General features: G+C 38.6%; 22 protein-coding genes and 5 tRNA genes. 7 read left to right on the plus strand and 20 right to left on the minus strand.

What is annotated here, in order from left to right:
* Positions 1 to 3: 3 nt before the first annotated feature.
* The 6 genes from AB3N04_RS03605 to AB3N04_RS03630 form a co-directional block, all read right to left on the minus strand.
* Positions 4 to 96 (minus strand) — tRNA-Ser (locus AB3N04_RS03605).
* A 14-nt stretch (positions 97 to 110) separates the two neighbouring features.
* A tRNA-Ile gene (locus AB3N04_RS03610) sits at positions 111 to 187 on the minus strand.
* A gap of 5 nt (positions 188 to 192) precedes the next feature.
* Positions 193 to 268 (minus strand) — tRNA-His (locus tag AB3N04_RS03615).
* Positions 269 to 305: 37 nt separating this feature from the next.
* Positions 306 to 379, minus strand: a tRNA-Met gene (locus AB3N04_RS03620).
* A gap of 6 nt (positions 380 to 385) precedes the next feature.
* Positions 386 to 460 (minus strand) — tRNA-Asn (locus AB3N04_RS03625).
* 167 nt (positions 461 to 627) lie between these two features.
* Positions 628 to 2,253, minus strand: coding sequence for a Na/Pi cotransporter family protein (locus AB3N04_RS03630; RefSeq protein ID WP_368504763.1), 1,626 nt, complete (start codon positions 2,251 to 2,253; stop codon positions 628 to 630).
* Positions 2,254 to 2,489: 236 nt separating this feature from the next.
* On the opposite strand from AB3N04_RS03630, the gene AB3N04_RS03635 reads away from it, so the two are divergent.
* Positions 2,490 to 3,269, plus strand: coding sequence for a DUF1189 domain-containing protein (locus AB3N04_RS03635; RefSeq protein WP_368504764.1), 780 nt, complete (start codon positions 2,490 to 2,492; stop codon positions 3,267 to 3,269).
* Positions 3,270 to 3,274: 5 nt separating this feature from the next.
* Here the strand turns inward: AB3N04_RS03635 and AB3N04_RS03640 are convergent, their stop codons facing one another.
* The 3 genes from AB3N04_RS03640 to AB3N04_RS03650 form a co-directional block, all read right to left on the minus strand.
* A complete protein-coding gene (locus tag AB3N04_RS03640; RefSeq protein WP_368504765.1) occupies positions 3,275 to 3,922 on the minus strand; it encodes an NfeD family protein in 648 nt (215 codons plus the stop codon).
* A gap of 272 nt (positions 3,923 to 4,194) precedes the next feature.
* Positions 4,195 to 5,088, minus strand: coding sequence for a DUF1002 domain-containing protein (locus tag AB3N04_RS03645; RefSeq protein ID WP_368504766.1), 894 nt, complete (start codon positions 5,086 to 5,088; stop codon positions 4,195 to 4,197).
* A 132-nt stretch (positions 5,089 to 5,220) separates the two neighbouring features.
* Positions 5,221 to 6,438, minus strand: coding sequence for an MFS transporter (locus AB3N04_RS03650; RefSeq protein ID WP_368504767.1), 1,218 nt, complete (start codon positions 6,436 to 6,438; stop codon positions 5,221 to 5,223).
* Between the two features lie 122 nt (positions 6,439 to 6,560).
* On the opposite strand from AB3N04_RS03650, the gene AB3N04_RS03655 reads away from it, so the two are divergent.
* Positions 6,561 to 6,938 carry a hypothetical protein gene (locus AB3N04_RS03655; RefSeq protein WP_368504768.1) on the plus strand — a complete coding sequence of 126 codons (378 nt, stop codon included), beginning with the start codon at positions 6,561 to 6,563 and terminating at the stop codon, positions 6,936 to 6,938.
* A 108-nt stretch (positions 6,939 to 7,046) separates the two neighbouring features.
* Entirely contained in the window at positions 7,047 to 8,150 is a 1,104-nt protein-coding gene (gene ispG, locus AB3N04_RS03660; protein WP_368504769.1) for a flavodoxin-dependent (E)-4-hydroxy-3-methylbut-2-enyl-diphosphate synthase, read from the plus strand.
* Between the two features lie 73 nt (positions 8,151 to 8,223).
* Here ispG and AB3N04_RS03665 read toward each other — a convergent pair whose 3' ends face one another.
* A complete protein-coding gene (locus tag AB3N04_RS03665) occupies positions 8,224 to 8,760 on the minus strand; it encodes a DUF4190 domain-containing protein (RefSeq protein ID WP_368504770.1) in 537 nt (178 codons plus the stop codon).
* Positions 8,761 to 8,938: 178 nt separating this feature from the next.
* On the opposite strand from AB3N04_RS03665, the gene AB3N04_RS03670 reads away from it, so the two are divergent.
* Positions 8,939 to 9,523, plus strand: a complete 585-nt coding sequence (locus AB3N04_RS03670) for a hypothetical protein (protein ID WP_368504771.1) — start codon at positions 8,939 to 8,941, stop codon at positions 9,521 to 9,523.
* 54 nt (positions 9,524 to 9,577) lie between these two features.
* Here AB3N04_RS03670 and AB3N04_RS03675 read toward each other — a convergent pair whose 3' ends face one another.
* From AB3N04_RS03675 to AB3N04_RS03695, 5 genes are all read right to left on the minus strand, one after another.
* Positions 9,578 to 9,796 carry a DUF1540 domain-containing protein gene (locus AB3N04_RS03675; protein ID WP_368504772.1) on the minus strand — a complete coding sequence of 73 codons (219 nt, stop codon included), beginning with the start codon at positions 9,794 to 9,796 and terminating at the stop codon, positions 9,578 to 9,580.
* 133 nt (positions 9,797 to 9,929) lie between these two features.
* Positions 9,930 to 10,343: a Fur family transcriptional regulator gene (locus AB3N04_RS03680; RefSeq protein WP_368504773.1), complete on the minus strand. Its 414-nt coding sequence runs from the start codon at positions 10,341 to 10,343 to the stop codon at positions 9,930 to 9,932.
* Positions 10,333 to 11,193, minus strand: coding sequence for a metal ABC transporter permease (locus AB3N04_RS03685; RefSeq protein ID WP_368504774.1), 861 nt, complete (start codon positions 11,191 to 11,193; stop codon positions 10,333 to 10,335). The genes AB3N04_RS03680 and AB3N04_RS03685 overlap by 11 nt, the downstream gene beginning before the upstream one ends.
* Positions 11,194 to 11,263: 70 nt before the next feature.
* Positions 11,264 to 12,139 carry a metal ABC transporter permease gene (locus AB3N04_RS03690; protein WP_368504775.1) on the minus strand — a complete coding sequence of 292 codons (876 nt, stop codon included), beginning with the start codon at positions 12,137 to 12,139 and terminating at the stop codon, positions 11,264 to 11,266.
* 3 nt (positions 12,140 to 12,142) lie between these two features.
* On the minus strand, positions 12,143 to 12,925 hold the full coding sequence (locus AB3N04_RS03695) for a metal ABC transporter ATP-binding protein (RefSeq protein WP_368504776.1): 783 nt from the start codon (positions 12,923 to 12,925) through the stop codon (positions 12,143 to 12,145).
* A 238-nt stretch (positions 12,926 to 13,163) separates the two neighbouring features.
* Between AB3N04_RS03695 and ppx the strand changes: the two genes are divergently transcribed.
* The gene (gene ppx, locus AB3N04_RS03700; RefSeq protein ID WP_368504777.1) at positions 13,164 to 14,720 is read left to right on the plus strand and encodes an exopolyphosphatase; all 1,557 of its coding nucleotides are present in this window, start codon (positions 13,164 to 13,166) and stop codon (positions 14,718 to 14,720) included.
* A 92-nt stretch (positions 14,721 to 14,812) separates the two neighbouring features.
* Complete coding sequence (locus AB3N04_RS03705) at positions 14,813 to 16,924, plus strand: RNA degradosome polyphosphate kinase (RefSeq protein WP_368504778.1); 2,112 nt, start codon at positions 14,813 to 14,815, stop codon at positions 16,922 to 16,924.
* A gap of 152 nt (positions 16,925 to 17,076) precedes the next feature.
* On the opposite strand, the gene AB3N04_RS03710 is transcribed toward AB3N04_RS03705, so the two are convergent.
* The 4 genes from AB3N04_RS03710 to AB3N04_RS03725 form a co-directional block, all read right to left on the minus strand.
* On the minus strand, positions 17,077 to 17,787 hold the full coding sequence (locus AB3N04_RS03710; protein WP_368504779.1) for a lytic transglycosylase domain-containing protein: 711 nt from the start codon (positions 17,785 to 17,787) through the stop codon (positions 17,077 to 17,079).
* A gap of 336 nt (positions 17,788 to 18,123) precedes the next feature.
* Positions 18,124 to 19,002 carry a metal ABC transporter permease gene (locus AB3N04_RS03715; protein ID WP_368504780.1) on the minus strand — a complete coding sequence of 293 codons (879 nt, stop codon included), beginning with the start codon at positions 19,000 to 19,002 and terminating at the stop codon, positions 18,124 to 18,126.
* Positions 18,999 to 19,754: a metal ABC transporter ATP-binding protein gene (locus AB3N04_RS03720; protein WP_368504781.1), complete on the minus strand. Its 756-nt coding sequence runs from the start codon at positions 19,752 to 19,754 to the stop codon at positions 18,999 to 19,001. Before AB3N04_RS03720 ends, AB3N04_RS03715 begins: the two co-directional genes overlap by 4 nt.
* 227 nt (positions 19,755 to 19,981) lie before the next feature.
* Positions 19,982 to 21,118 carry a nitrogen regulation protein NR(II) gene (locus AB3N04_RS03725; protein WP_368504782.1) on the minus strand — a complete coding sequence of 379 codons (1,137 nt, stop codon included), beginning with the start codon at positions 21,116 to 21,118 and terminating at the stop codon, positions 19,982 to 19,984.
* A gap of 244 nt (positions 21,119 to 21,362) precedes the next feature.
* On the opposite strand from AB3N04_RS03725, the gene AB3N04_RS03730 reads away from it, so the two are divergent.
* The gene (locus tag AB3N04_RS03730; protein ID WP_368504783.1) at positions 21,363 to 21,629 is read left to right on the plus strand and encodes a DUF2624 domain-containing protein; all 267 of its coding nucleotides are present in this window, start codon (positions 21,363 to 21,365) and stop codon (positions 21,627 to 21,629) included.
* Positions 21,630 to 21,676: 47 nt separating this feature from the next.
* On the opposite strand, the gene AB3N04_RS03735 is transcribed toward AB3N04_RS03730, so the two are convergent.
* Positions 21,677 to 22,570: a deoxyribonuclease IV gene (locus AB3N04_RS03735; protein WP_368504784.1), complete on the minus strand. Its 894-nt coding sequence runs from the start codon at positions 22,568 to 22,570 to the stop codon at positions 21,677 to 21,679.
* Between the last annotated feature and the right edge of the window lie 13 nt (positions 22,571 to 22,583).

Below are 22,583 nucleotides of genomic sequence, written 5' to 3' on the forward strand. Positions count from 1 at the left end.
ATATGGCGGAGGAAGAGGGATTCGAACCCCCGCGCGGTTTAACCCGCCTGTCGGTTTTCAAGACCGATCCCTTCAGCCGGACTTGGGTATTCCTCCGCAAAGAAAAAGTATGGTGGACCCTGTAGGACTCGAACCTACGACCGATCGGTTATGAGCCGAGTGCTCTAACCAACTGAGCTAAGGGTCCTCATATGGGGCGACTGATGGGAATCGAACCCACGAATGCCGGAATCACAATCCGGTGCGTTAACCACTTCGCCACAATCGCCATATGTAAAGATGTAAAGATGTAATTCTTAAAAAGATAGCGGCGGAGGGAGTCGAACCCACGACCTCACGGGTATGAACCGTACGCTCTAGCCAGCTGAGCTACACCGCCAAAGTATGGCTCCACAGGTAGGACTCGAACCTACGACCGATCGGTTAACAGCCGATTGCTCTACCACTGAGCTACTGTGGAATATTAAAGACAAGAATTATATTACCAATCTACTGCGATTAAGTCAATAGATTTTCTAAAATTTTATTAGTTTCTTGGATTTTTTTCTTTTTGTCCTACTTGCTTGTCTATTATAGCACGAACTAAAAAAAAGAGCAGTGAGGAATTTCACTGCTCTTTCCCCATTATTAGCGAATTTCGCCTATCACTGCTTCTGCAATATTTACAGAGTGATCACCGATACGCTCTAAGTTACTAACAATATCAACAAAGACAATACCAGCTCCACCAGAGCATCTTCCTTCGTTTACACGTAGGATGTGCTGTTTACGTAGTTTACGCTCCATCTTATCAATAAGGTCTTCTTTTTCAAGAACAGAACGAGCCTTATCCGTATCACCTAGGTCTAGTGACGAAATCGCTTCTTGTAAGGTCGAAATAGTCAATTCAAACATTTCATTTAAATCACTTAATGCCGTATCAGACATCACGACTTTTTGTGTTTTTTGATAATCTTTCAATTCCACAATATTTTCTATATGGTCACCAATACGTTCAATGTCACGAACGGTATCCATCAGCATAGAATGCATTTTTGAATCCTGATCAGATAGCGAACGAGAGGAGATTTGAATTAAGTATTCTGTAATTTTTCTATCTAGATTGTTAATCGCACTCTCAAATTGAGTAGCCATTTCAGCGTGACGCTTTTGTCCATTTTCTAAATACTGACTGACTTCAATTAACCCTTTCTCAGAAAAATCGGCCATGCGTAGCACTTCTTGTTTCGCTTGTCCAAGTGCAATAGCAGGTGATCTTCCGATAAAGCGTGGATCTAAGTGCTTTGCTTTGTATTCGATGTTGTATTCATCACCAGGTACAAGCTTTGTCACGATCATTGCAAGTAATGCAACAAATGGTAACTGAATCAACGTATTTGATACGTTAAAAATACCATGAGCAAATGCTATCGTCATTGGTCGGTTTAATCCTAATTCTAGTGCCAAGAAGCTCACCAGGCTTAAGAAGAAAGGTAAAACAATCAAAACGATAATGGTACCAATCAAGTTAAAAATAACATGCGTTAACGCTGCGCGTTTTGCTGCAACAGACGCCCCAATAGCAGCTAGAATGGCTGTAATCGTTGTCCCAATGTTATCACCAAATAATACAGGCAGAGCTGCATCTAATGTCATTGCACCTTGATCGTACAGTTGTTGTAACAACCCAATTGATGCACTTGAGCTTTGAACAGATACAGTAAAAATTGTACCGATTAATACCCCAAGCAATGGGTTATCTGCCATTTGCACCGTTAAATCTGCAAAAGCTTGAAGATCACGTAACGGCTTTAATCCTTCTCCCATTAAATCAAGCCCGTAAAACAACGCACCAAATCCAAAGATAACCTGGCCGTAGTTGTTTACTTTCTTTTGCTTAATAAAGAAAATTAAAGCTGCCCCAACTGCGATAATTGGTAGAGCATAGGCTGAGATTTTAATTCCAATAATGAACGCTGTTACCGTCGTTCCAATATTGGCACCCATAATGACGCCGATTGCTTGTTTTAATGTCATAAATCCAGCATTTACAAGGCCAATCGTTAAAACAGTCGTTCCGGTACTTGTTTGTAGTAACACAGTTACAAACAAACCAGCAAAAACACCCATAACAGGGTTCGTAGTAAACTTGTCCAATAAGTCGCGCAGTCTCTCCCCTGCTACTTTTTGAAGACCGTCCCCCATGAATTTAATACCGAAAAGGAAAATTCCAAGGCCTCCAAAAAACATGAACAAAAGTGTCTGTAAATCCACTTAATCTCATCCCCTCATTTAGAAAGTCAGTCTTATTTAATCTTTCGACTTTCGACAAACCTCAACAATGACACCCTGTCTATTATTAAGCATTTATGAACGTTTTGTAAATATGAATTTTGATTTTTTTTCTGAACTTCATAATCTAACGAAAATTATAGCTGTTCACTGATTTGAAACTTGTTGAATGTAGCAGGGTTCGTTAAAATATGGAGTGGTGTGAGAGGAGATTATTTATGAACGGATTCCAATTTTTTTATAAGAGTTTTTATGACAAAAAAGTATTAGCTTATAGCAGATTTCAACCGATTACTAAAGCCATCTTTCATGTATTAGCAGTTATTTTTATCGCTTGTATCCCGTTTATTTTTTCACTCTGGATGACTTATACAACTAGTATTAGTCAATTAGAAGAAAGCTTAGAAAAGGACCTCCCTTCTTTTTCATTAGAAGATGGGAAATTGAAGGCGGACCTTAATGAGCCTTATTTAAATTACTCATTAAATGAAGGAGTATTTGTATTAGATCCTCATAATGAATTATCGAGTACTAATTTAGCGGAGCTTGGGGAAGGCGTTGTTTTTCGTCATGAAGAGGCGCTATTGTTTCGTTACGGAGCCACTCACTCGGTATCATATGCCCTAATTGGCTTACAAGAAGTAACAGATGAAGAGCTAACCGATCGTATTGGGGATGTGAAAGGGTTCCTCCCTTTATTATTGCTGATTGTTTCCTTACTCATCTATAGCGGATTGTTGGGAGTGGGTTTTTTAGGGGTAACAATCTTTGCCTATGTCGGCTTATTATTTAGAGGCAAACGAAAAAACATTCAATATCGACATATGTGGCTTATCACGGCCTACGCCATGACAATGCCTGTCATCGCTTTTGCTTGGGTCGATGTACTAATAGCTAGTATTCCAGCCTATCTATTACTTATTGCCACCCTTGCGATGGTACTGTACGCGCTTTTTTCGATCCCTATCCCAAAAAGAAAAACAAGCGAGAAGCCGTAATAGGCTTACTCGCTTGTTTTTTGATCATTCATACGCTTTACGACTATGCGGGTGCCATCGACATCAATGACTTTAACTTTCATATTTGCCTCAAGCCATTGACCGCCACTGGTAGCACTATAATGCTTATCTTCAATCTCCACCGTTCCAGTTGGACGGAATGCACTTAGTGTGATCCCTTCTTTTCCGACTAATTCGCGATAGTCTTCTCTTAGGGAATTGTACCCCATATCTCCAGTTAGTCGATCTTTTAACGTCAAACGCGCCCATAAATCTCTAGATGGAAATACTTTCAAGAATAATCCAGAACTAAAACCACCAACTAAAAATCCCATTGAAACTAGAATGCCATAAATTAAATCTGGAGCCGGTAGAGCAAGGCCTGTAATCATTAATAATACCCCTAACAAAGCCACGGTTCCATCTGTGATTACTTTGCCATCAACGATAATAAGGACTAACCCTAACACATAAAGAATTACTACCCAAAATCCAACATCTCCTGCTAGATGGTACGAGAAATACATAGCCATAATAGCGACACCTAAGACCGCAAATAACCCTCTCATTCGAACCAGTAGCTCCCCGAATAAGAAAAGTGTCCCTAAAAACACAACAAAAAATCCTATTGTTGCTGAATCAAGCCACTCCATATGTTCGTCCCTCCTCTTTTTATGTATATACGAATGAATGAAGAAATTGTTGCAGATTTTTTAAAAATGAATAAAAAGTACAGTTTTAAGTTCACCCTACTGGTAAGAGGGGGTGATAATATTGAGAAAGCCGAAAACGAAAGTACAAGAAAAGAAAACTGTTAAAAAAGAGACAGAACCCCCAAACGTACTCCCTGCCTACATACATCGTACTACAACTTGTCGACCTGTGTAAAAGAATTCAAAGAAAAAAGAGAGGGATCATCCCTCTCTTACGCTTCAGAAGTAAAGAAACCTTTAATTGCTTCAATTAATTGATTTATAACGTCTAATATTTTGCTAATAAATGATTGAGTATCCTCACGCGCTAAAAAGTCACCTAAATTATCTCGTACTTTTGAAATTTGATCTTGCACTTGGTTCCAATCAATATTTAAGTTTTTCATTCGCATAAATAAAGATACAAGACCATCTAATTCTTGTTCGGTTAGTTCAATTCCTAATTCAGCTGCAACGCGACGGATTAATTCTCGTAAGTCCTCCTCTGACTCCACTGGGTTATTCGCAATCTCTTCCTTAATGCGATTCATAAGCTCTGTAGCTTCTTCCACTCCGATAGACTCCGCAAGTTCTGCTGTACGAACCATTTCTTCGTTGGCTACTTGCTTTTGCTCTTCTGGAATTTCAATTTCTGCTGCGATTTCGTAAGCTTTAATTAACCCTGTAAGTGCCGCTGTACCTGAAACCGGAAATGGTGCTGTCACATAAATATCTGCATCTTCAACCCCTGCTGTAACAAGGGCGTTGGCATACATCCCCTCAGATACCCACGTGATATTGTTAGTTTCTACATTAATTCCTGATCCTTCTTCGGCTAATGTAATTTTTGTTGAGGAAAGTGCACGTGTTCCAATTTGAGAGGAACTAATATAATCACCCAAGTATTCTCTTTCTTCTTGGTTACTAACTGTAATGATTTCTGTATTTTCCGTTTCGTTCATCTCAGCTAGGATCTTCTCACGCTCTGCTGGAGATAAATTTTCTCCTAATGTCACGATCACATCTCCTGGTGCTGCATCAGCAAGAGCAAGTGATGGAAGGACGGTTGGTACTACTAGCGAGACCACAAGTACAAGCGACAATAACTTCTTCCAAGTGTGTTTCAATCTAATCGACTCCTTTTTTTTGACCATACAAACAGTCAATGGCATTCCACTATATAACGAATGCTCTACTCATTAGGAAACAATTTTTACAGTAAAAAGAAAAGGGACTTTAGACTTATTTCCTTATCAATCTCATGAAGTTTGATGGATTTCACATCGTTTCCCAATTGGTAAACAGGTCCAATTCCATAGTAAAACCACACATGTCAAACCAGCTAAAAGTAGTACGTTAAACACTAATTGCTCTCGATCTACCATCCAAAGGCCAAAAAAGTAAGGACCACATGCTACTCCTAGAAAACGAATCATTGAATAAATAGAGAACACCATTCCTTTAACTTGAGGTGTGACGACCAAGGCTACACACGCACTGCAGCCTGGCAGTAAAAATCCTAACCCTAAAGCGAGCATACTAATTAATAATAAATCGGCGATAAATAGACTTGAAAATATAAAGCCTGCCACACTTCCGGTTACGAATAGTAACCCCCATATAATACTTCTTTTCGTTTGATCGCTATTTTTCAACCCGTACTTGCCCACCACTAACGAAGTTACTGTTAAAACGAGTAAAGGTGTTGCTAAAATAAATCCTTTTACCAAGCCATTACTATCCACTCCCTGTTCCCATTCGTAGGATAGTAAAAATAAAAATCCAAACAACAAAAACATACCAACCCCACTTGCTGTAAAGATCGGAAGCAACGTTTCTCGTTCCTTTTTCAACAAAGCTACACTCTCTTTTAATGGTGCTCTCTCTCTCTTTACATTCGCTCGTTTCGTTTTTGGGATGAATAAATAAAAACCGATATAAGCAAATAAGACTACCGCGAAATATACAACAAAACTGTAATACCATACACCCATTAATATCAACCCACCAATAATAGGGCTGACTACTTTTCCAATGCCATTGAAGCTCTCAATGGAAGCTAGTGCTTGATTTCTTTTTTCAGACGAAAACAAATCTGCAGCTAAAACCATAGCAATCGGTGTTACTCCACCAGCACCAATCCCCTGAATAAATCGACCGACAAGCACCCATCCAAACAACTGATACACTGCTCCAAAGGCCGAGAGTATACAACCGATCATCACCACGACTAAAGAGGCCATTACGACCTTCCTTCTACCATAGGCATCACTTAAAACCCCACTTACCGGAATAAAAAGAGCAGACGGTATTGAGAAGATCGTTAATATTAGACCTGCTTGTGCAGTCGTTATCCCCAATTCCACTTGCATAAATGGAAGGATAGGAATAAACATTGAATTACCAAGCACCATAACGATCGGTAATAATCCTACAACAAGTAACAAAATAGATGGACGAGCAGAAATCTGATTCATTTTATTCACTTTCCTTTGTTTTATGTAATGAAAAATTGTTCACATGCTTGTCATACTTTCCCAAAAGAAACATACACTTACTTTAAGAAGGAGTGTAAGCACTCTAATTGGGAGGGACAAGCATGAAACGGATCGGACTTGGTTTACTTGTACTTATTATCCTTTATAGTGTTTATTATGATCTTACGATAGGTACTTTACCCAACGGCCTAGAATCGACCTCCACTCAGCCTGTAGAGGAAGTAACACATACTGATACTTTTATGACAAGTGATATAGAAGAAACCACGTCAGAGATCACTGAGCCCTATGTAGAAGTGATGGTAGAGCCTGGTTATACCGTTTTATCAATTGTAGAACATTTGCACGAAGGAATCGTCCCCTTTCCTGCTTCGATTCAAGAAGTAATCTTTGATTTTAAGGAGCTTAATCAAGGGTTAGAGCCGGAAATGATTCAGATCGGAGAAACGTATAAATTTCCTTATTACGCCAATCAATGACTTTCTTCTTGCCAAATTGAAACCATGATTGATAGAATGAATACGTATCTCATCAGAGACTAGACAAAAGTGGATCACCATTTTTGTTATAAAAGGAGCGATTGGTCAATGACCGAATTAACACATCGTACAAAAACTCGTCCCGTTAAGGTCGGTAATTTGACGATTGGTGGAAATGATGAAGTAGTTGTACAAAGTATGACAACAACGAAAACACATGATGTCGAAGCAACTGTTGCTGAAATTAAACGACTTGAAGAAGCCGGCTGTCAAATTGTTCGTGTTGCATGCCCTGATATGCGTGCAGCTGAAGCGATTGCTGATATTAAAGCACAAATTTCAATTCCGCTTGTTGTAGATATTCATTTTGACTACAAATTAGCTTTAAAAGCAATTGAAGGTGGCGCTGATAAGATCCGTATCAACCCTGGTAATATTGGTCGCCGTGAAAAAGTAGAAGCTGTTGTAAAAGCAGCAAAAGCGAAAGGCATTCCTATTCGAATTGGTGTAAATGCAGGTTCACTTGAAAAGCGTATTTTAGAAAAGTATGGCTATCCAACTGCAGATGGAATGGTTGAAAGTGCTCTTCATCACATTAAGATCTTAGAAGATCTTGATTTTCATGACATTATTGTGTCAATGAAGGCATCGGATGTAAACTTGGCAATTGAAGCGTATGAAAAGGCAGCAAAAGCCTTTGATTACCCCCTTCATTTAGGAATTACCGAATCAGGTACTTTATTTGCAGGCACGATTAAAAGTGCTGCAGGGCTTGGTGCAATCTTAAACATGGGAATTGGTAACACGGTTCGTATTTCATTAAGTGCAGATCCTGTAGAGGAAATAAAAGTAGCTCGGGAACTTCTTAAGTCATTTGGTCTTGCCGCTAATGCAGCAACCTTAATTTCTTGTCCAACTTGTGGACGGATTGAAATTGACTTGATTAGCATTGCTAATGAAGTTGAAGACTACATCTCAACGATTAAAGCACCAATTAAAGTAGCTGTTCTTGGTTGTGCAGTAAACGGACCTGGTGAAGCACGTGAAGCAGATATCGGTATCGCTGGTGCTAGAGGTGAAGGTTTACTCTTCATGAAAGGCGAAATTGTCCGCAAAGTACCTGAAGAAACAATGGTTGAAGAATTAAAGCGTGAGATTGACAAAATTGCTGAGGAATATTTTGAAGCACAACGTCAATTAGAAAAAGCATAAGCCACAAGGCTTATGCTTTCTTTTTTATGGAGTGAAACAACCCTACTCCGCGCTCCCACACTCACCACCACCCTTAAAAGAATGGCGAGAAAAAGACGGTCATTAAAATCGACACGGCCCCGATCCCAATCGCCCAATTACCAAGCGTTGTAGAGCCAATGCGACGTGATACAAAACCAATAACAATCCCAGCTGCTCCAAGCAATACTGGTAAGAAGAATAACGACAAAATGGAAAGAACAATCGCAAATGTTCCAACACCACGCCCAGCCGTGACGTCGCCTTCATTGCTCATGGCTGTTTCCTCTCTTTCAGAGGCTTCAACGGTTTGATTCTCATCAAACGGACGTGCTCCAGCCATTCCATTTATTGCTGCATATTCAGCTGCGTTTTCTTCTTGGAAACTTGGTTGAAGTGGATATTCCGTATTAACGGGCTCCTCTTCTACCTCTACGTGACTTTCTGCCTCTGCTTCCTCTTTCGATAAAGCTAGTGAGAGGTCACGGTCATCATCTCGTCCTTCAACGTGGTTGTTAACAAGCGTTAAAGAACGATCATCCTCATCCAACAAGCGAATGGGTTCATCTTTTGGATGCTTATCATCTGCCATACGAATCCCTCACTTTCAAATTTTGTGGGAGCAGTAATAGTATGACGCCATACGGTAAAAATATAGGAGTTAATCTTTACAAGTGCAGGAAATGACCTAGATTATCTCCTTTATTTCGTGTAAGGTAAGGGTAGATTAACTACATAGGTCAAACAATGATTTTTAAGAGGTGAAAGGTATGTCAGCTAAGAAACGTTTTGGGTTGGACATTGATGGTACTGTAACTGACCCTAATACATTTGTCCCACATTTAAATAAACATTTTAACCAGTCGCTCACACTCGATGATTTAACCCAGTATGATTTAACATCCATTCTCAATATCTCAGAACAGGAATTTTGGGAATGGATGACCAAGCATGAAGGTACTATTTATACAGAAGCAAAATTAGCACCATATGCGGAATCGATCTTACACAATTGGTCCAAGCAACATGACTTGATTTACATTACAGCCAGAAGAAAGCATCTCAATCATATTACCAAAAGCTGGTTTGAAACGAACCAAGTGCCTTTTGATCATATTGAGCTTGTTGGTAAACACGATAAGCTTGAAGCTGTTCGTGAGCATCAATTAGATATTTTCTTTGAAGATAAACACGATAATGCAGTGATGATTGCAGAGGAATTCAAGATTCCTGTTATTTTAATGGATACACCATACAACCGACTCTCAGCACCTGATAATGTTATCCGTGCCTACACTTGGCAAGAAGCTAAGGAATGGGTCGACCAATGGATGCTTGAAGTGGCAGAAAAATAATGAAGCCCCACGACAAAGAAGGCGAAACATGAATGTTTCGCCTTCTTTTTTTAGCTATTCTTTCTCACGGAAGGTATGGCAACAGGTTTCTGCGCTCTTTTTAGCAGCATCACGATGCAGGGCATCCTCATATGGCTCTTCCCCAGTTTCCATATGATAGTTGCGTTCTGCGTGACTATCGATTTCCACTAAAATCGAATCAGCCTGACATCGGTTTCCTTCACCCCAAAACGTACAGTTTGCAACGTTGCATTTTACAACAGGATTTGCCATCGTCATCCCCTCCTATCATTAGGATGTGATCATTTTCTTCCCTCACACCTGTCAGTAGTTGGTGGTCTAACCAATAAAAAAACCTGCAACAGGAGTAGAATTTGCAGGTTGAATCATCTTGACCTTATTTAAATTAGGCTTTGCACTCTTGACACTTACCATAAATTTCAAACTTATGGCCTGTCACTTCAAAATCAGGGTAAATAGAATCAAGAGAATCCATTGGGCAGCTGTGAATATGCTTTGTTTTCCCACATTCGAGACAAATAAGGTGATGGTGATGCTCAGTAGTTGAACAACTAAATCGATAGCGTTTTTCTCCTTCTAACTCCGTGGCCTCTAGAATTTTAAGCTCAGTAAACAGCGAAAGATTACGGTAGATTGTATCAAAGCTAAGTCCTGGATAATCATCTTGAAGGTGCTCAAGTACATCTTTTGCTGACAAATACCGTTTCTCATCTGAAAATAAGCGAAGCATGTCTGCACGCTTGTCCGTATGCTTGTAACCTTTATCTTTCAAAGCCGTCATTGCTTGATCAATGTTCACGTATATCCCTCCCTTGCCACTTTAATACAACTTTCTTTGTCATCATAACCACTATTAACTGAAGCAAGCCCATTACTACGATCATTCCTCCAGTCGCAATACTGAACTGATAGGAAAAATAAATCCCACTTAACATCGCCAGTTGAGCAAATCCAACTCCATACCCCACGACTTGCTTAAAGCTTTTAGCAACATGGATGCTCGTTGCTACCGGTAAAACAACCATTGCTCCAACAAGAAGAATCCCAACCACTTTCATGGACATGGCAATCACAAATGCAACTAACACGGCAAAGATTTGATTCATGAGTCGAACGGAAATCCCTGAAACGGTGGCATATTCTTGGTCGAAGGAAATCGAAATGAACTCTTTATAGAATAGGACAACCATTATCAATACGACAATGGCGGTAATGATGATAAAGACCAGATCATCCCTTGTTACACTCACAATACTACCGAATAGATACATATACCATTCAGTATAACCTGACTTGGAAAGACTCATAAAAATCGCACTTAAACCGACTCCAGCAGATAAAATGATTGGTATCGCTAATTCTTGAAAGTGTTTGTATATATCTCGTAATTTCTCGATTAAAAGTGAACCCGCAACTGCAAAAGCAAGTCCAGCATACATTGGATTGATATCGGTAAACCAAATAGTCGTGGATCCTAATAGCACTCCAGCTGATATTCCTGTAAGAGTAATATGGGATAGAGATTCTGAAATAATCGAGACGCGACGCACGAGTAAAAATGCCCCAACCACTGGACAAATAAGGGCAATAATCACTCCAGCAACTACACCGCGTTCAATAAACGTTAAATTCATCAATAAGTCTTGCATGTTCACCACTACCTTTTATATCGTACCTATTATACCTCTAAGCTGACCATTCAACAATGCTCTAGCACCCTTACTCTGCCGGTGTTTGTTTTGTTCTTTTCCACGTAAAGGATAGTCCACCTTTAAGCTTATCAATAAAAATTGATACGATTAAGATAAATACAGCAAGTATCACAATTGTTCCACCAGGAGCTAAATCTAATTGATAAGCAGCAATCAACCCTCCAATAACAGAAATTTCACCAAAGAGAATCGAATAGACAAACATTTGTTTAAATCCACGAGCAAACCGCATTGCAGCTGCTACTGGAAGGGTCATCAGTGAGGACACCAGTAAAATCCCAACAATTCTCATCGAAGCTGCAATCACTAGAGCCACCATAACGATGAAAATAAAGTGCACGATTTTACGATTCAGTCCAGATACTACTGCTTGTTCCTCATCAAAGGAAAGGAAAAATAATTCTTTATAAAACATGATTAGAACAATGAGAACCATCACAGTAACACCTATAATTGTCCAAAGATCTGAACGTGTTACAGCAATAACACTTCCAAATAAATAGTTAAATAGATCATTATTAAATCCATCGGCCAGTGAAATAAATACAACACCAAGACCTATTCCCGCAGATAAAATAATTGGAATCGCAATTTCTTTATAATATTGATACACACTTCGTAACTGTTCGATTAATAACGCCCCTCCAACAGAAAAAACCATTCCCATATAAAGAGGGTTCAACCCTTGAAAGAATGCGAAATGCTTACCTAAAAGTAAACTTGCAGCTATACCAGATAATGTAATATGCGAAAGAGCATCAGCGATAAGAGAAAGTCTTCTTACAACCAAAAAGACACCTAACATCGGTGCCAACAGCCCAATCATGATTCCGGCATAAAAAGCGTTCTGTAAAAATTCATAGCGAAAAAAAGCTTCAAGCATCGCTTAATGCCCCCCGTGACTATGATTATGAGTGAGAAGATGAACATCATGACCATAAATGGCTGATAGATCTTGATTCTCTTCAAACTCTTTTGGATTGCCGTGAAAATGCAGATGCTTATTTAAGCAGGCTACATTTGTCACATGATCTGTCATAGCCCCGATATCATGAGTCACCATTAAAAGTGTAATCCCTTTATCCCGATTTAAATTACTTAACATATCGTAAAAGGATTTCACGCTTTTTGCATCGACCCCAACAGTCGGTTCGTCAAGAATTAATAATTCTGGATCACTTACGAGTGCTCGAGCTATAAAGACACGCTGTTGCTGTCCCCCCGAGAGCTCTCCAATATTTTGATGGATGTATTCCGTCATTGCCACACTGGCAATAGCTTGACGTACTTTTTCTTTATGTTTACGATTTAAAAAACGAAAGAGCCCTACTTTCCCGTATAACCCCATTGAAACAACTTCAAATACAGTTGCAGGAAAACCCGAATTAAAACTGTTTGCTTTTTGCGAAACAAATCCGATCTTATCCCAGCTTTTAAATTTATCAACTCGCTCACCAAATAAGTAAACTTCTCCATTTTGTGGTTTTTTTAATCCTAATATTGTTTTGATTAACGTAGATTTTCCTGATCCGTTTGGACCCACTAAACCTAGAAAGGCGCCTTTTTCAATTGGAAGCGTAATACCTTCTAATACATTCCGGTTACCATAACGAAAAGAAACATTTTTGATCTCAACGACCGTATCTGTTTTTTTAAGTGTTGTTACCACTCATATCCCCCCTCTTAGGCGATTCATTCGTTTATATATAAGTTTATCCATATGCATTCATATAAATAGTCAGAACCATTCCGATTTATAAACAATCTTTACTCATTATAAAGCAAATTCGTGATCTGTCCACCCTTTTAGCTTAGGTAGATGCGGATTTGATATAATGAGAAAAATTCAGACCATACCTACATTTCCTTAATGCTTACCTTCTATATATAAGAGAGGATGTCTATCCATGAATAATCAACGTTTTGCCATTATCGATATAGGATCTAACTCTATTCGCCTTGTTATCACTGAACTTGATTCCCAAGGTCGCTTCAAAGAATTACATAACGTCAAAAATGTCGCTCGTTTAAGCAAGCATCTGAATCAAGATAAGGAATTAACAGAGAAAGGTGTAAATGTCTTAATTGAGACACTTGTTCGCTTTAAAGAGATGATGAACTTCCACGAGGTTGCTCAAATTGCCGCAGTAGGTACTGCTGCTTTACGTCAATCAAAAAACCAACAAGACATTATTAAGATGATTGAAGATATGTTAGGAATTAAAATACGAGTTCTTACTGATTACGAGGAAGCTTATTACGGGTATTTAGCTGTAGTGAATTCTACTTCCATTAAAGATGGCTTTACCATTGATATTGGAGGAGGAAGTACGGAAGTGACCTATTTCAAAAATAGAGAATTAAAACATTTTCACAGTTTCCCCTTTGGGGCAGTCACCCTGCAGTCGACTTTTATTAGTGGTAGTGACGCTACCGAACAAGAGCTTGCCACGATGCATGACTTTATCATAAATCAATTTCACCAACTTCCATGGATAAAAGAAGTTAAACCTATGAATGTAATAGGCATTGGTGGCAGTGCAAGAAACCTAGCCCTTATTCATCAACAAAAAGTGGAATACCCACTAGGTGGTCTTCACCAATATGAAATGTCACAAACCGAACTGAAACATTTGTATGAGTCTCTCTCCAGTACATCATTAGAGGATCGTCACGCAATTGATGGATTGTCTAAAGACCGAGCAGACATCATTGTACCTGCAGCTCTTGTCATTTCATCTCTTGTGCAATATGTCGAAGCAGAAAGCTTTATTTTAAGTCGTCGGGGCCTTCGTGACGGTATTTTATATGAAGAAATGCTACGACCAATGGAAACAAATCGGTTTCCAGTCGTTATTGAAGAAAGCTTTCATCAACTCAGTCATAATTTTGACATCCAGTTAAGTCATGTTAATTATGTAACGAAGCTTGTCAGCACGCTCTATCAACATTTTAAAGAGTATGCACCAATTTCAGATAGTGACGAGGCTTTGACATTGCTTCGCTATAGCACCAAGGTTTTGTACATTGGAGAATTTATTAACAAAGAATCAAGTAGCACCCACACGTTTTATTTGTTAACGAATATGACTATTGATGGGCTTAATCACAAAGAACGATTAGCGATTGCCTTCATTTCATCCTTTAAATCAAAGTCACAGTTAGTGGGGCTCGCTAAACCATATAAGGATGTAATCTCGAAAAAAGAGCTAAAGTGGTATGAATTTTTAGGTTCGTTAATGAAGCTCGCATATAGTTTAAATAAAACGCGTCGCCATTTAATAAAACACATAGGAGAACCAACCTTTAACGGTTCTAAAGTTGCGTTACCCCTTCATTTTGAAAGTGATTGTTCGTTTGAGAGGGAGTATGCCACAAAGCACAAAAAACACCTTGAGCGCATCACAAACCTAGAAATTGACCTAGAGTTTATCTCTGCTTGGAGTCAGAACGAGTATTCTTAACATAATATTTACATTGTATTGATAAAATGTAGAAGGATACCTGTGATTACCAAATGCTTATTCTCTACTATAGAACAGAAAGGTTGACGCTCATGTCAAAGGAGTCTATCGAGCAAGCTCCCATAAGCTTTAATGATCCTCATCATTACAACAATCGAGAATTAAGTTGGCTTGCTTTTAACGAGCGAGTACTTGAAGAGGCAATTGATGAAAGGAACCCATTACTAGAGAGATTGAAGTTTTTAGCGATCTTCAGTTCGAATCTAGATGAATTTTTCATGGTCCGCGTTGCAGGGTTAAAAGATCAAGTTAAGGCTGGATTTAATCGTCCTGAAAATAAAGCTGGACTCACCCCAAAGCAACAGCTTAAAGAAATTGCTAAAGTTAATCACAGACTCGTTACACTTCAAGACCGTGTCTTTACAGAAACTCTTGTACCAATGCTCTACCATGAAGGATTTCAGTTTTTAGCCATAAATGAGCTAAACGAAGATCAACTTCACTATCTTAAAAAACGATTTCATCATTATATTTATCCCGTCCTGACCCCAATGGCTATTGATGCGTATCGGCCTTTTCCAATGCTTTTAAATAAAAGTTTGAATTTAGCTGTATTATTAAAAAATGAATTGAACCAAAAAAATCAATTAGCCATTGTTCAAGTACCTTCCGTGCTCAATCGCTTCATTAGCTTACCTTCTTCAAATAAGAAAGAAGCTTTTACTATGCTTGAGGAAGTCATTAGTCATTTTATTGGTGAATTATTTCTTGGTTATGATGTCGTATCCGTATCCCCCTTTCGAATAACCAGAAATGCCGATATGACTATTCACGAAGAAGGGGCACGTGATCTATTGCGTGAAATTGAAAAAGAATTAAAAAAACGCAAATGGGGAGCTGGGGTTCGACTTGAAATGCAAGAAGGGACAATGAACCCTACTGTTTTGAGGTTATTGCTTGATGTGCTCGAGATTCACAAAGGGGATGTCTACTCCTTTCAAGGTCCTCTAGACCTTTCCTTTTTATTTAAATTTTACAGGCAACTTGCCAATGATCATGAGCACTTAGCAAATGAAAACCTGATTCCTCAACCTCCTTTCGATTTGATTGGCGAGGAGAATATTTTTGATGCCATTTCGAAAAAGGATATTTTTTTGCACCATCCATATGAGTCCTTCCAGCCAGTCGTTGACTTCATCTCTCAGGCAGCTGATGACCCAGATGTCTTGGCGATCAAGCAGACGCTCTATCGGGTCAGTGGTGATTCCCCGATCATACAAGCCCTAGAAAGAGCTGCTGAAAACGGAAAGCAAGTGACAGTATTAGTTGAATTAAAAGCTCGCTTTGATGAGGAAAACAATATTCAATGGGCAAAGAAACTTGAAAAGGCTGGCGTCCATGTCATTTATGGTATCACCTCTCTGAAGACTCATAGCAAAATCACCCTCGTTGTTAGGCACCAGGACCATGAAGTGCAACGCTTTGTTCATCTAGGTACCGGTAACTACAATGACTCGACTGCTAAGCAATATACAGATATGGGCTTGTTGACGAGTAATGAGAAAATGGGTATTGATGCCACAAACTTTTTCAATTATCTAAGTGGCTATCGTGAAAAACCGACATGGCACTATCTCTCTACAGCTCCATTTGAAATAAGAGACCAATTTCTACATTTAATTGATCAAGAAATCAAGAATCAACAGCAATACGGCAATGGCCGTATTATCGCAAAAATGAATTCTCTAACGGATAAACCGATTATTTTAAAGTTATATGAAGCATCAAATGCTGGCGTGAAAATCGACCTGATCGTAAGAGGTATTTGTTGCTTACGACCAGGCATTAAAAAAGTTAGTGAAAACATCCGAGTCAGAAGCATCGTTGATCGTTTTTTAGAACATAGTCGAATTTTCTATTTTCATCATAATGGAGAAAAAAAGGTTTACCTTTCTTCTGCTGACTGGATGACACGTAATATGGAAAAGCGTATTGAAATTTTGTTTCCTATTCTAAACGCCTCCATAAAAAAACGCATAAAAGAAATCTTGGATATTACCCTTCTTGATAACACCAAAGCTCGTGAACAAGACTCAGATGGTACTTATCACTATGTCAAAAAAGCAGATACAGAAACATCTGTGCAATCACAATTAACGTTTTATGAGCAATCCTTTAAGCACGCAGAATCATTTGATGAATGATTGATGAGAAAATAGAGAAGAAAACCTTAATTGAAAGGCAGTTCTTCTCTATCTGATCTTATCCTTCAATTTCAACTGTAAGTCGATCGTTTGCTCCATCCTCTCATGACAAAAAAGCAGCGAAACCATATCCGGTTTCACTGCTTCCCACATTACTCTTTATTCAAATATGCAAAGCCTTCAAGTGCTTCTGCATTTTCTTGAATTTCTACGGCATACCAGCTAGCGGCATCACCGTTTTCTTCGATATATTTCTCAAGTCCGTACATCCCACGGTGATAGGCTGTTAGTGCATGATCCCAATCATCATAACGATCATGCAAAAACCCTAAATATTCGATAGCTAATTCAATCGAATAAATGGGATCATACAATAGATCATCTGCATAATCCAACCCTGCTTTATCTGCAATCCATGGTGCTGTATTTTTCATAAACTGCGCCATGCCATATGCATGTCCATAACGTGTTTCTGGTCCAACCAATGTAGGGTCAAACTTCCCTCCAGTTTCTGTACGAAGAAGTTCATAAACGATCAGTGGATCTATATCATGTTGTTCTGCTACTTCCCCTAGGAAGACCCCCCACTCTTTTTTGAACCTTCCTTCACTATCTTCATAAAGATCATCTGCTAATTGTACAGATCTCATCCAAGAATCGTATCCAGTTTCTCTTTCTATATCTCCATCTTGCTCGGCATAGTACAATTCCATTTCTTTTACTTCATGAGCTGTTTGCAGCTCATCAATTGTTTCCTCTGATTCTTTAACTGTTTCCTGCAGCTGAATCGTCTGGTAGAAAAAATATCCTACGCCTATAGCAAGAGTTAGTACAGCGATCATCCAAAATAAATGTTTTTTCATCGTGTAAGTACTCCTCTTTGTGAATGTATTTGATCAAATATACATGCTACGTTTGTTTCAGTGCTTATAATCCTACAGAAATCCATTAAACAAAACAACATGAGTGACAGGTGATCTCCTCTAGTGTCGTCCCTTTAATCGGGTTCTGCGAATCAGAGAACATTCTTTTCATACAGATAACACTGTTTTCGTCTGTCATCCTCGTTTTTTCAGTATTTTAATAGGAAAGAAATTAGAAGAGAAGGAAATGATTACTGATTCTTTGGGATCATTTAGCAATCTTTTAAAAAAGAAAAAACACCCATTCCACAATAGAAGGGTGTTTTTCGGAGCAGATCAAGAAGCGCTTTTGATATGTCTATATTTCCTTTGCCGGAATTTTTTAGTAATAACTCCTTGTTTTGGCGCAAAGAAAAAGGCTAAACCAAACAACACGGATGCGGCTAAAACGATCGACGCTCCACTCGCTACATCATAGAGAACAGAGAAATAAATGCCTACCACAGCAGAAATAACGCCAAACAGTGCTGATAGACTTAACATAACTGGTAGTCGATCTGTTAATAAGTACGCAGTTGCACCAGGAGTGATTAACATGGCTACTACTAAAACAATCCCAACAGACTTTAATGAAGCAACCGTTACAAGAGATAACAAGAGCATGAGTAAATAATGTATTAAATGAACAGGAATACCTGTGGCTTTTGCCATTATCGGATCAAAAGTACTGATTAATAATGGTCGATAAAAAATAATGATTAGAAGGATGACAAAAAAGCCAATTCCTGCTGTTATCCATAAATCAACACGTGATACAGCTAATACATTTCCAAACAAGATATGCCACAGATCTACACCCGTTCCCCTTAGACCAGTAATCATCACTATTCCTAAAGCGAAGGCTGCTGTAAATAAGATCCCTATAGCTGAATCATCCTTGATCCGACTATTTTGCGAGACATATCCAATTGCTAATGCCGTCAAAACACCTGTCAATACGGCTCCAAAAAAGAAGTTAACTCCAATCATATAAGACACAACTACACCTGGTAAGACGGCATGAGAGATTGCATCCCCCATCAATGCCATCCCCCTTAAAATGATAAAGCAACCGATTACGCCGCAAATAATCCCAACAAGGATAGCTGCGAATAATGCTTGTTGTAAGTAAGAGTAGCGCATCACTTGGTCAATAAAGAAAGAAATATTTGTCATTGCGGTGTCACCACCATTTGCTCTTCATTTGAGCCAAATAATGCAAGCCCACCTTTATATGTTTTTTGAAGGATCTCTGGTGTGTAAACTTGATCAACGGAGCCAAATTGAATCAACTCTTTATTGATTAAAAGGAGCTGATCAAAATAATCTTGAACCTTGCTCAGATCATGATGGACGACAAAGATGGTTTTATTTTCTGCTTTTAATTCTCTTAAAAGTCCAATAATGATTTCTTCTGAGGTCACATCAATTCCTACGAATGGTTCGTCTAGAAAAAAGACATTTGCCTCTTGTGCCAATGCTCGTGCAATAAACACACGCTGCTGTTGGCCTCCTGACAACTCTCCTATTTGACGTTTCGCAAAATTAAGCATACCCACTTTCTTTAAGCAAGCAGTCACAACCTCTTTATCGATGCTGCTAGGACGCTTATACCATGCTATATGCGTTGCTCGCCCCATCATAACTACATCTTGCACCAGAACTGGGAAGTCCCAATCAATTTGGCTGCGCTGAGGCACATAGGAGATTTGTTTACGGACTTCTTTTACTTTTTTCCCTAAAACCGAAATCGTCCCTTTATATTTTTCAAGCCCCAAAATAGCTTTCATTAAAGTTGATTTGCCTGCCCCATTTGGACCAACAACGCCAATCAATTGACCTTCTTTTGCCTTGAAGCTAATATCTTTTATTGCTTCATTATCTTCGTAATAGACAGATAACTGACTCACTTCTATGACATCACTCATAATTTGTAACCCCCAATTCCATTAAACATAATCCTGTTAGCTTATTCTCTTCTTAGTGTATGGTCAAAATCGCCTAAATGTGCAAATTAGTTTCAGGAATAAAAGTTTACTTAGGGAAACTTTTATTCCTAAGTACAATTATAGAGACAATTTCGACTGTTGTAAACTCCTAGGTTTAACTGCTTCAGATATAACCAAAATGAGCCTTCCATATTTGTATGGAAAGCTCATTGATTATAAGAAGTAAAGGGTAAGGTTAAAGTAACAGTCGTACCCACGTTTAATTCACTTTCAATGGTGAACTCGCCACCATGATCCTCGATGATTTTTTTACACAAAGGAATTCCGATCCCTGTTCCACTTTCTTTTGTTGTAAAAAAAGGTTTACCCAGTTGCTCTAATACGTGTTTCGGCATTCCTTTTCCATTATCGGTGATGATTACTTTATAAACGTTCTCACAGGGGTAGCTTTCAATTTTAAATTTACGCGAAGTATTAGAGCCACCGTAGGCTTCAATTGAATTTCGCAGTAAATTAAGCATAACTTGTTTAACCATCGATTCGTTCACATATACTACTTGATCTACCTCGCTTATTTCAAGGGTTAAATTCACATCATGCAATAAACATTCCGCTTTAATAATTTCAATCAAAGACTCCATAATATGTACTGGAGATTGTTGTTTGCGATCAATTTTCTTACGGGAAACTGATAAGAAGTCTTCAATAATATTATTCATTCGGTTTAATTCTGAAATGACCGTATCATAATACTTCTCATGATCTCCTGTTAATTTGGCTAATTGCATGAATCCTTTGATAACCGAGAGAGGGTTACGCAATTCATGAGCAACTCCCGCTGCAATATGAGAAACAGCTTCCATTTGATGATGGAATGTTAACAGGTTTTCAAATTGCTTTTGTAAGGATCGATTTTCAAAAACAACATACACATCCCCATTTTCACAAGGGGTTAAGGCGCGCACTCGTACAAGCATATCACCTTCTTCAAAGTCAGCCTCAGTACCCTTGTTAGTCTCATGAACTTTTGCAACTAGGTGATAGGACAAAGACAACAATTCATCGTGAGTAGCTAATTCTTCAAGAGATGAACCATTTAAATAAGTCGGACGCATATCCGTTAATTCGATAAATACATAATTCCAATCGACGATATCTGTATAATGATTAACCCTAATATAAGGGATACCAATTTCATCAATATAATTCCTCGTATCAGTGGCTGATTGTGCACCAAGCAAAGGTTCATCCTTCTCCTTGCCTTGAGGAGTTGTAGTGTTTGATTGAGTGTACATATGATTTCTCCCTTTAGGGGCGATTTTGTCTAAATAGTACTTCTTCATTCTGCCCCTCTCCTTCTTTGCATGATCAAGTTCTAAAGATTGAAGTAGAACTTTCTCTACTTAGATATAGAGGTAACTTCTGATTGTCCTATAAACATTCATCCAACTCATGTCTATTATCTATTCTAGAAGAACTAGGAAATCTCCTTTTTTTTTCGCACATTTTTACTAATCGAACATATATTTAAAAGAATGGTCAAAATCTGCTATTCCTATATTTATTATGATACAAAGGGGTGCTTGGATGAATTCAATTATGCAACAACTTGTAAACCAAAAAGTAAACTCATTAACCGCAGCGGAATTAATGCAACTTAGTTCTCAATACCAAATTCCGCTTAATCAACAGCAAGCGGAAGGGGTTATTGACGTTTTACGAGAAGAACATATTGATGTGGGGAATCAAGCACAAGTCAATCGGATTCTCCAACGCCTACAAACAGATGTTGACCCTCACGTCTCTACCATCGTTTCCCAACTGCTGCAACAATTCGGTCATTTTTTATCTTAATTTTAAAAAGGAACATACTCAAAAAAATTTGAGTATGTTCCTTTTTTTTATTCCATTATTTTCCCTAGAATGTGTTCGTCAAATTCTCCTGCTTTCAACATCTCAATTTCATGTTTATATGGAGGCTTTTTGTTTTTCTTATCCTCACCAACAAATGGCGTTTCAAGAATCTTTGGTACACTTTCCAGCTGAGGATGATGAACAACTTTATGGAGAGCCTTATACCCAATATGGCCAAATCCAATATTCTCATGACGGTCCTTCTTTGCCCCGCAGATGTTTTTACTATCATTGATGTGAAGCACTTTCAGTCGATCTATTCCGACCACACGATCAAATTCATCTAAAACACCATCAAAATCCTGTACGATATCATATCCGGCATCATGAACGTGACAAGTGTCTAAACAAACGGATAGACGTTCATTATGTTTTACACCGTTAATGATCTGTGCTAATTCTTCAAACGAACGACCGCACTCTGTCCCTTTTCCAGCCATTGTTTCAAGGGCAATTTGTACATCATTCTTTGTTTCAAGCACTTCATTTAGACCTTCAATAATCTTTGCAATTCCAACATCTGCACCAGCCCCTACATGAGCACCAGGGTGTAAAACGATTTGTTTAGCACCAAGTGCTTCTGTACGTTCAATCTCTGAACGTAAGAAGTTAACACCTAGTTCAAATGTCTCTGGCTTTGTTGTATTAGCAATATTAATGATATAAGGTGCGTGAACAACAATATCCACCATACCGTGTTCACTCATATGAGCAAGCCCTGCCTCAATATTTAACTCCTCAATTGGCTTTCGACGGGTGTTTTGAGGGGCACCTGTATAGATCATAAAGGTATTTGCACCATAAGATGCAGCTTCTAAACTTGCTCCAAGCAGCATCTGTTTCCCATTCATTGATACATGCGATCCGATTTTTAACGTCATGCTGATCCCCCGT

It is taken from the genome of Alkalihalophilus sp. As8PL (genome assembly GCF_040939795.1).
GTDB lineage: Bacteria > Bacillota > Bacilli > Bacillales > Bacillaceae_D > Alkalihalophilus > Alkalihalophilus lindianensis.

What these genes read in the sequence shown, in the direction of transcription:
- AB3N04_RS03635 (WP_368504764.1), top strand. Translation starts at nt 2,490, where the DNA reads ATGAACGGATTCCAATTTTTTTATAAGAGTTTTTATGACAAAAAAGTA.
- AB3N04_RS03640 (WP_368504765.1), bottom strand. Translation starts at nt 3,922, where the DNA reads ATGGAGTGGCTTGATTCAGCAACAATAGGATTTTTTGTTGTGTTTTTA.
- AB3N04_RS03650 (WP_368504767.1), bottom strand. Translation starts at nt 6,438, where the DNA reads ATGAATCAGATTTCTGCTCGTCCATCTATTTTGTTACTTGTTGTAGGA.
- AB3N04_RS03655 (WP_368504768.1), top strand. Translation starts at nt 6,561, where the DNA reads ATGAAACGGATCGGACTTGGTTTACTTGTACTTATTATCCTTTATAGT.
- ispG (WP_368504769.1), top strand. Translation starts at nt 7,047, where the DNA reads ATGACCGAATTAACACATCGTACAAAAACTCGTCCCGTTAAGGTCGGT.
- AB3N04_RS03665 (WP_368504770.1), bottom strand. Translation starts at nt 8,760, where the DNA reads ATGGCAGATGATAAGCATCCAAAAGATGAACCCATTCGCTTGTTGGAT.
- AB3N04_RS03670 (WP_368504771.1), top strand. Translation starts at nt 8,939, where the DNA reads ATGTCAGCTAAGAAACGTTTTGGGTTGGACATTGATGGTACTGTAACT.
- AB3N04_RS03675 (WP_368504772.1), bottom strand. Translation starts at nt 9,796, where the DNA reads ATGGCAAATCCTGTTGTAAAATGCAACGTTGCAAACTGTACGTTTTGG.
- AB3N04_RS03685 (WP_368504774.1), bottom strand. Translation starts at nt 11,193, where the DNA reads ATGCAAGACTTATTGATGAATTTAACGTTTATTGAACGCGGTGTAGTT.
- AB3N04_RS03690 (WP_368504775.1), bottom strand. Translation starts at nt 12,139, where the DNA reads ATGCTTGAAGCTTTTTTTCGCTATGAATTTTTACAGAACGCTTTTTAT.
- ppx (WP_368504777.1), top strand. Translation starts at nt 13,164, where the DNA reads ATGAATAATCAACGTTTTGCCATTATCGATATAGGATCTAACTCTATT.
- AB3N04_RS03705 (WP_368504778.1), top strand. Translation starts at nt 14,813, where the DNA reads ATGTCAAAGGAGTCTATCGAGCAAGCTCCCATAAGCTTTAATGATCCT.
- AB3N04_RS03710 (WP_368504779.1), bottom strand. Translation starts at nt 17,787, where the DNA reads ATGAAAAAACATTTATTTTGGATGATCGCTGTACTAACTCTTGCTATA.
- AB3N04_RS03715 (WP_368504780.1), bottom strand. Translation starts at nt 19,002, where the DNA reads ATGACAAATATTTCTTTCTTTATTGACCAAGTGATGCGCTACTCTTAC.
- AB3N04_RS03720 (WP_368504781.1), bottom strand. Translation starts at nt 19,754, where the DNA reads ATGAGTGATGTCATAGAAGTGAGTCAGTTATCTGTCTATTACGAAGAT.
- AB3N04_RS03725 (WP_368504782.1), bottom strand. Translation starts at nt 21,118, where the DNA reads ATGAAGAAGTACTATTTAGACAAAATCGCCCCTAAAGGGAGAAATCAT.
- AB3N04_RS03730 (WP_368504783.1), top strand. Translation starts at nt 21,363, where the DNA reads ATGAATTCAATTATGCAACAACTTGTAAACCAAAAAGTAAACTCATTA.
- AB3N04_RS03735 (WP_368504784.1), bottom strand. Translation starts at nt 22,570, where the DNA reads ATGACGTTAAAAATCGGATCGCATGTATCAATGAATGGGAAACAGATG.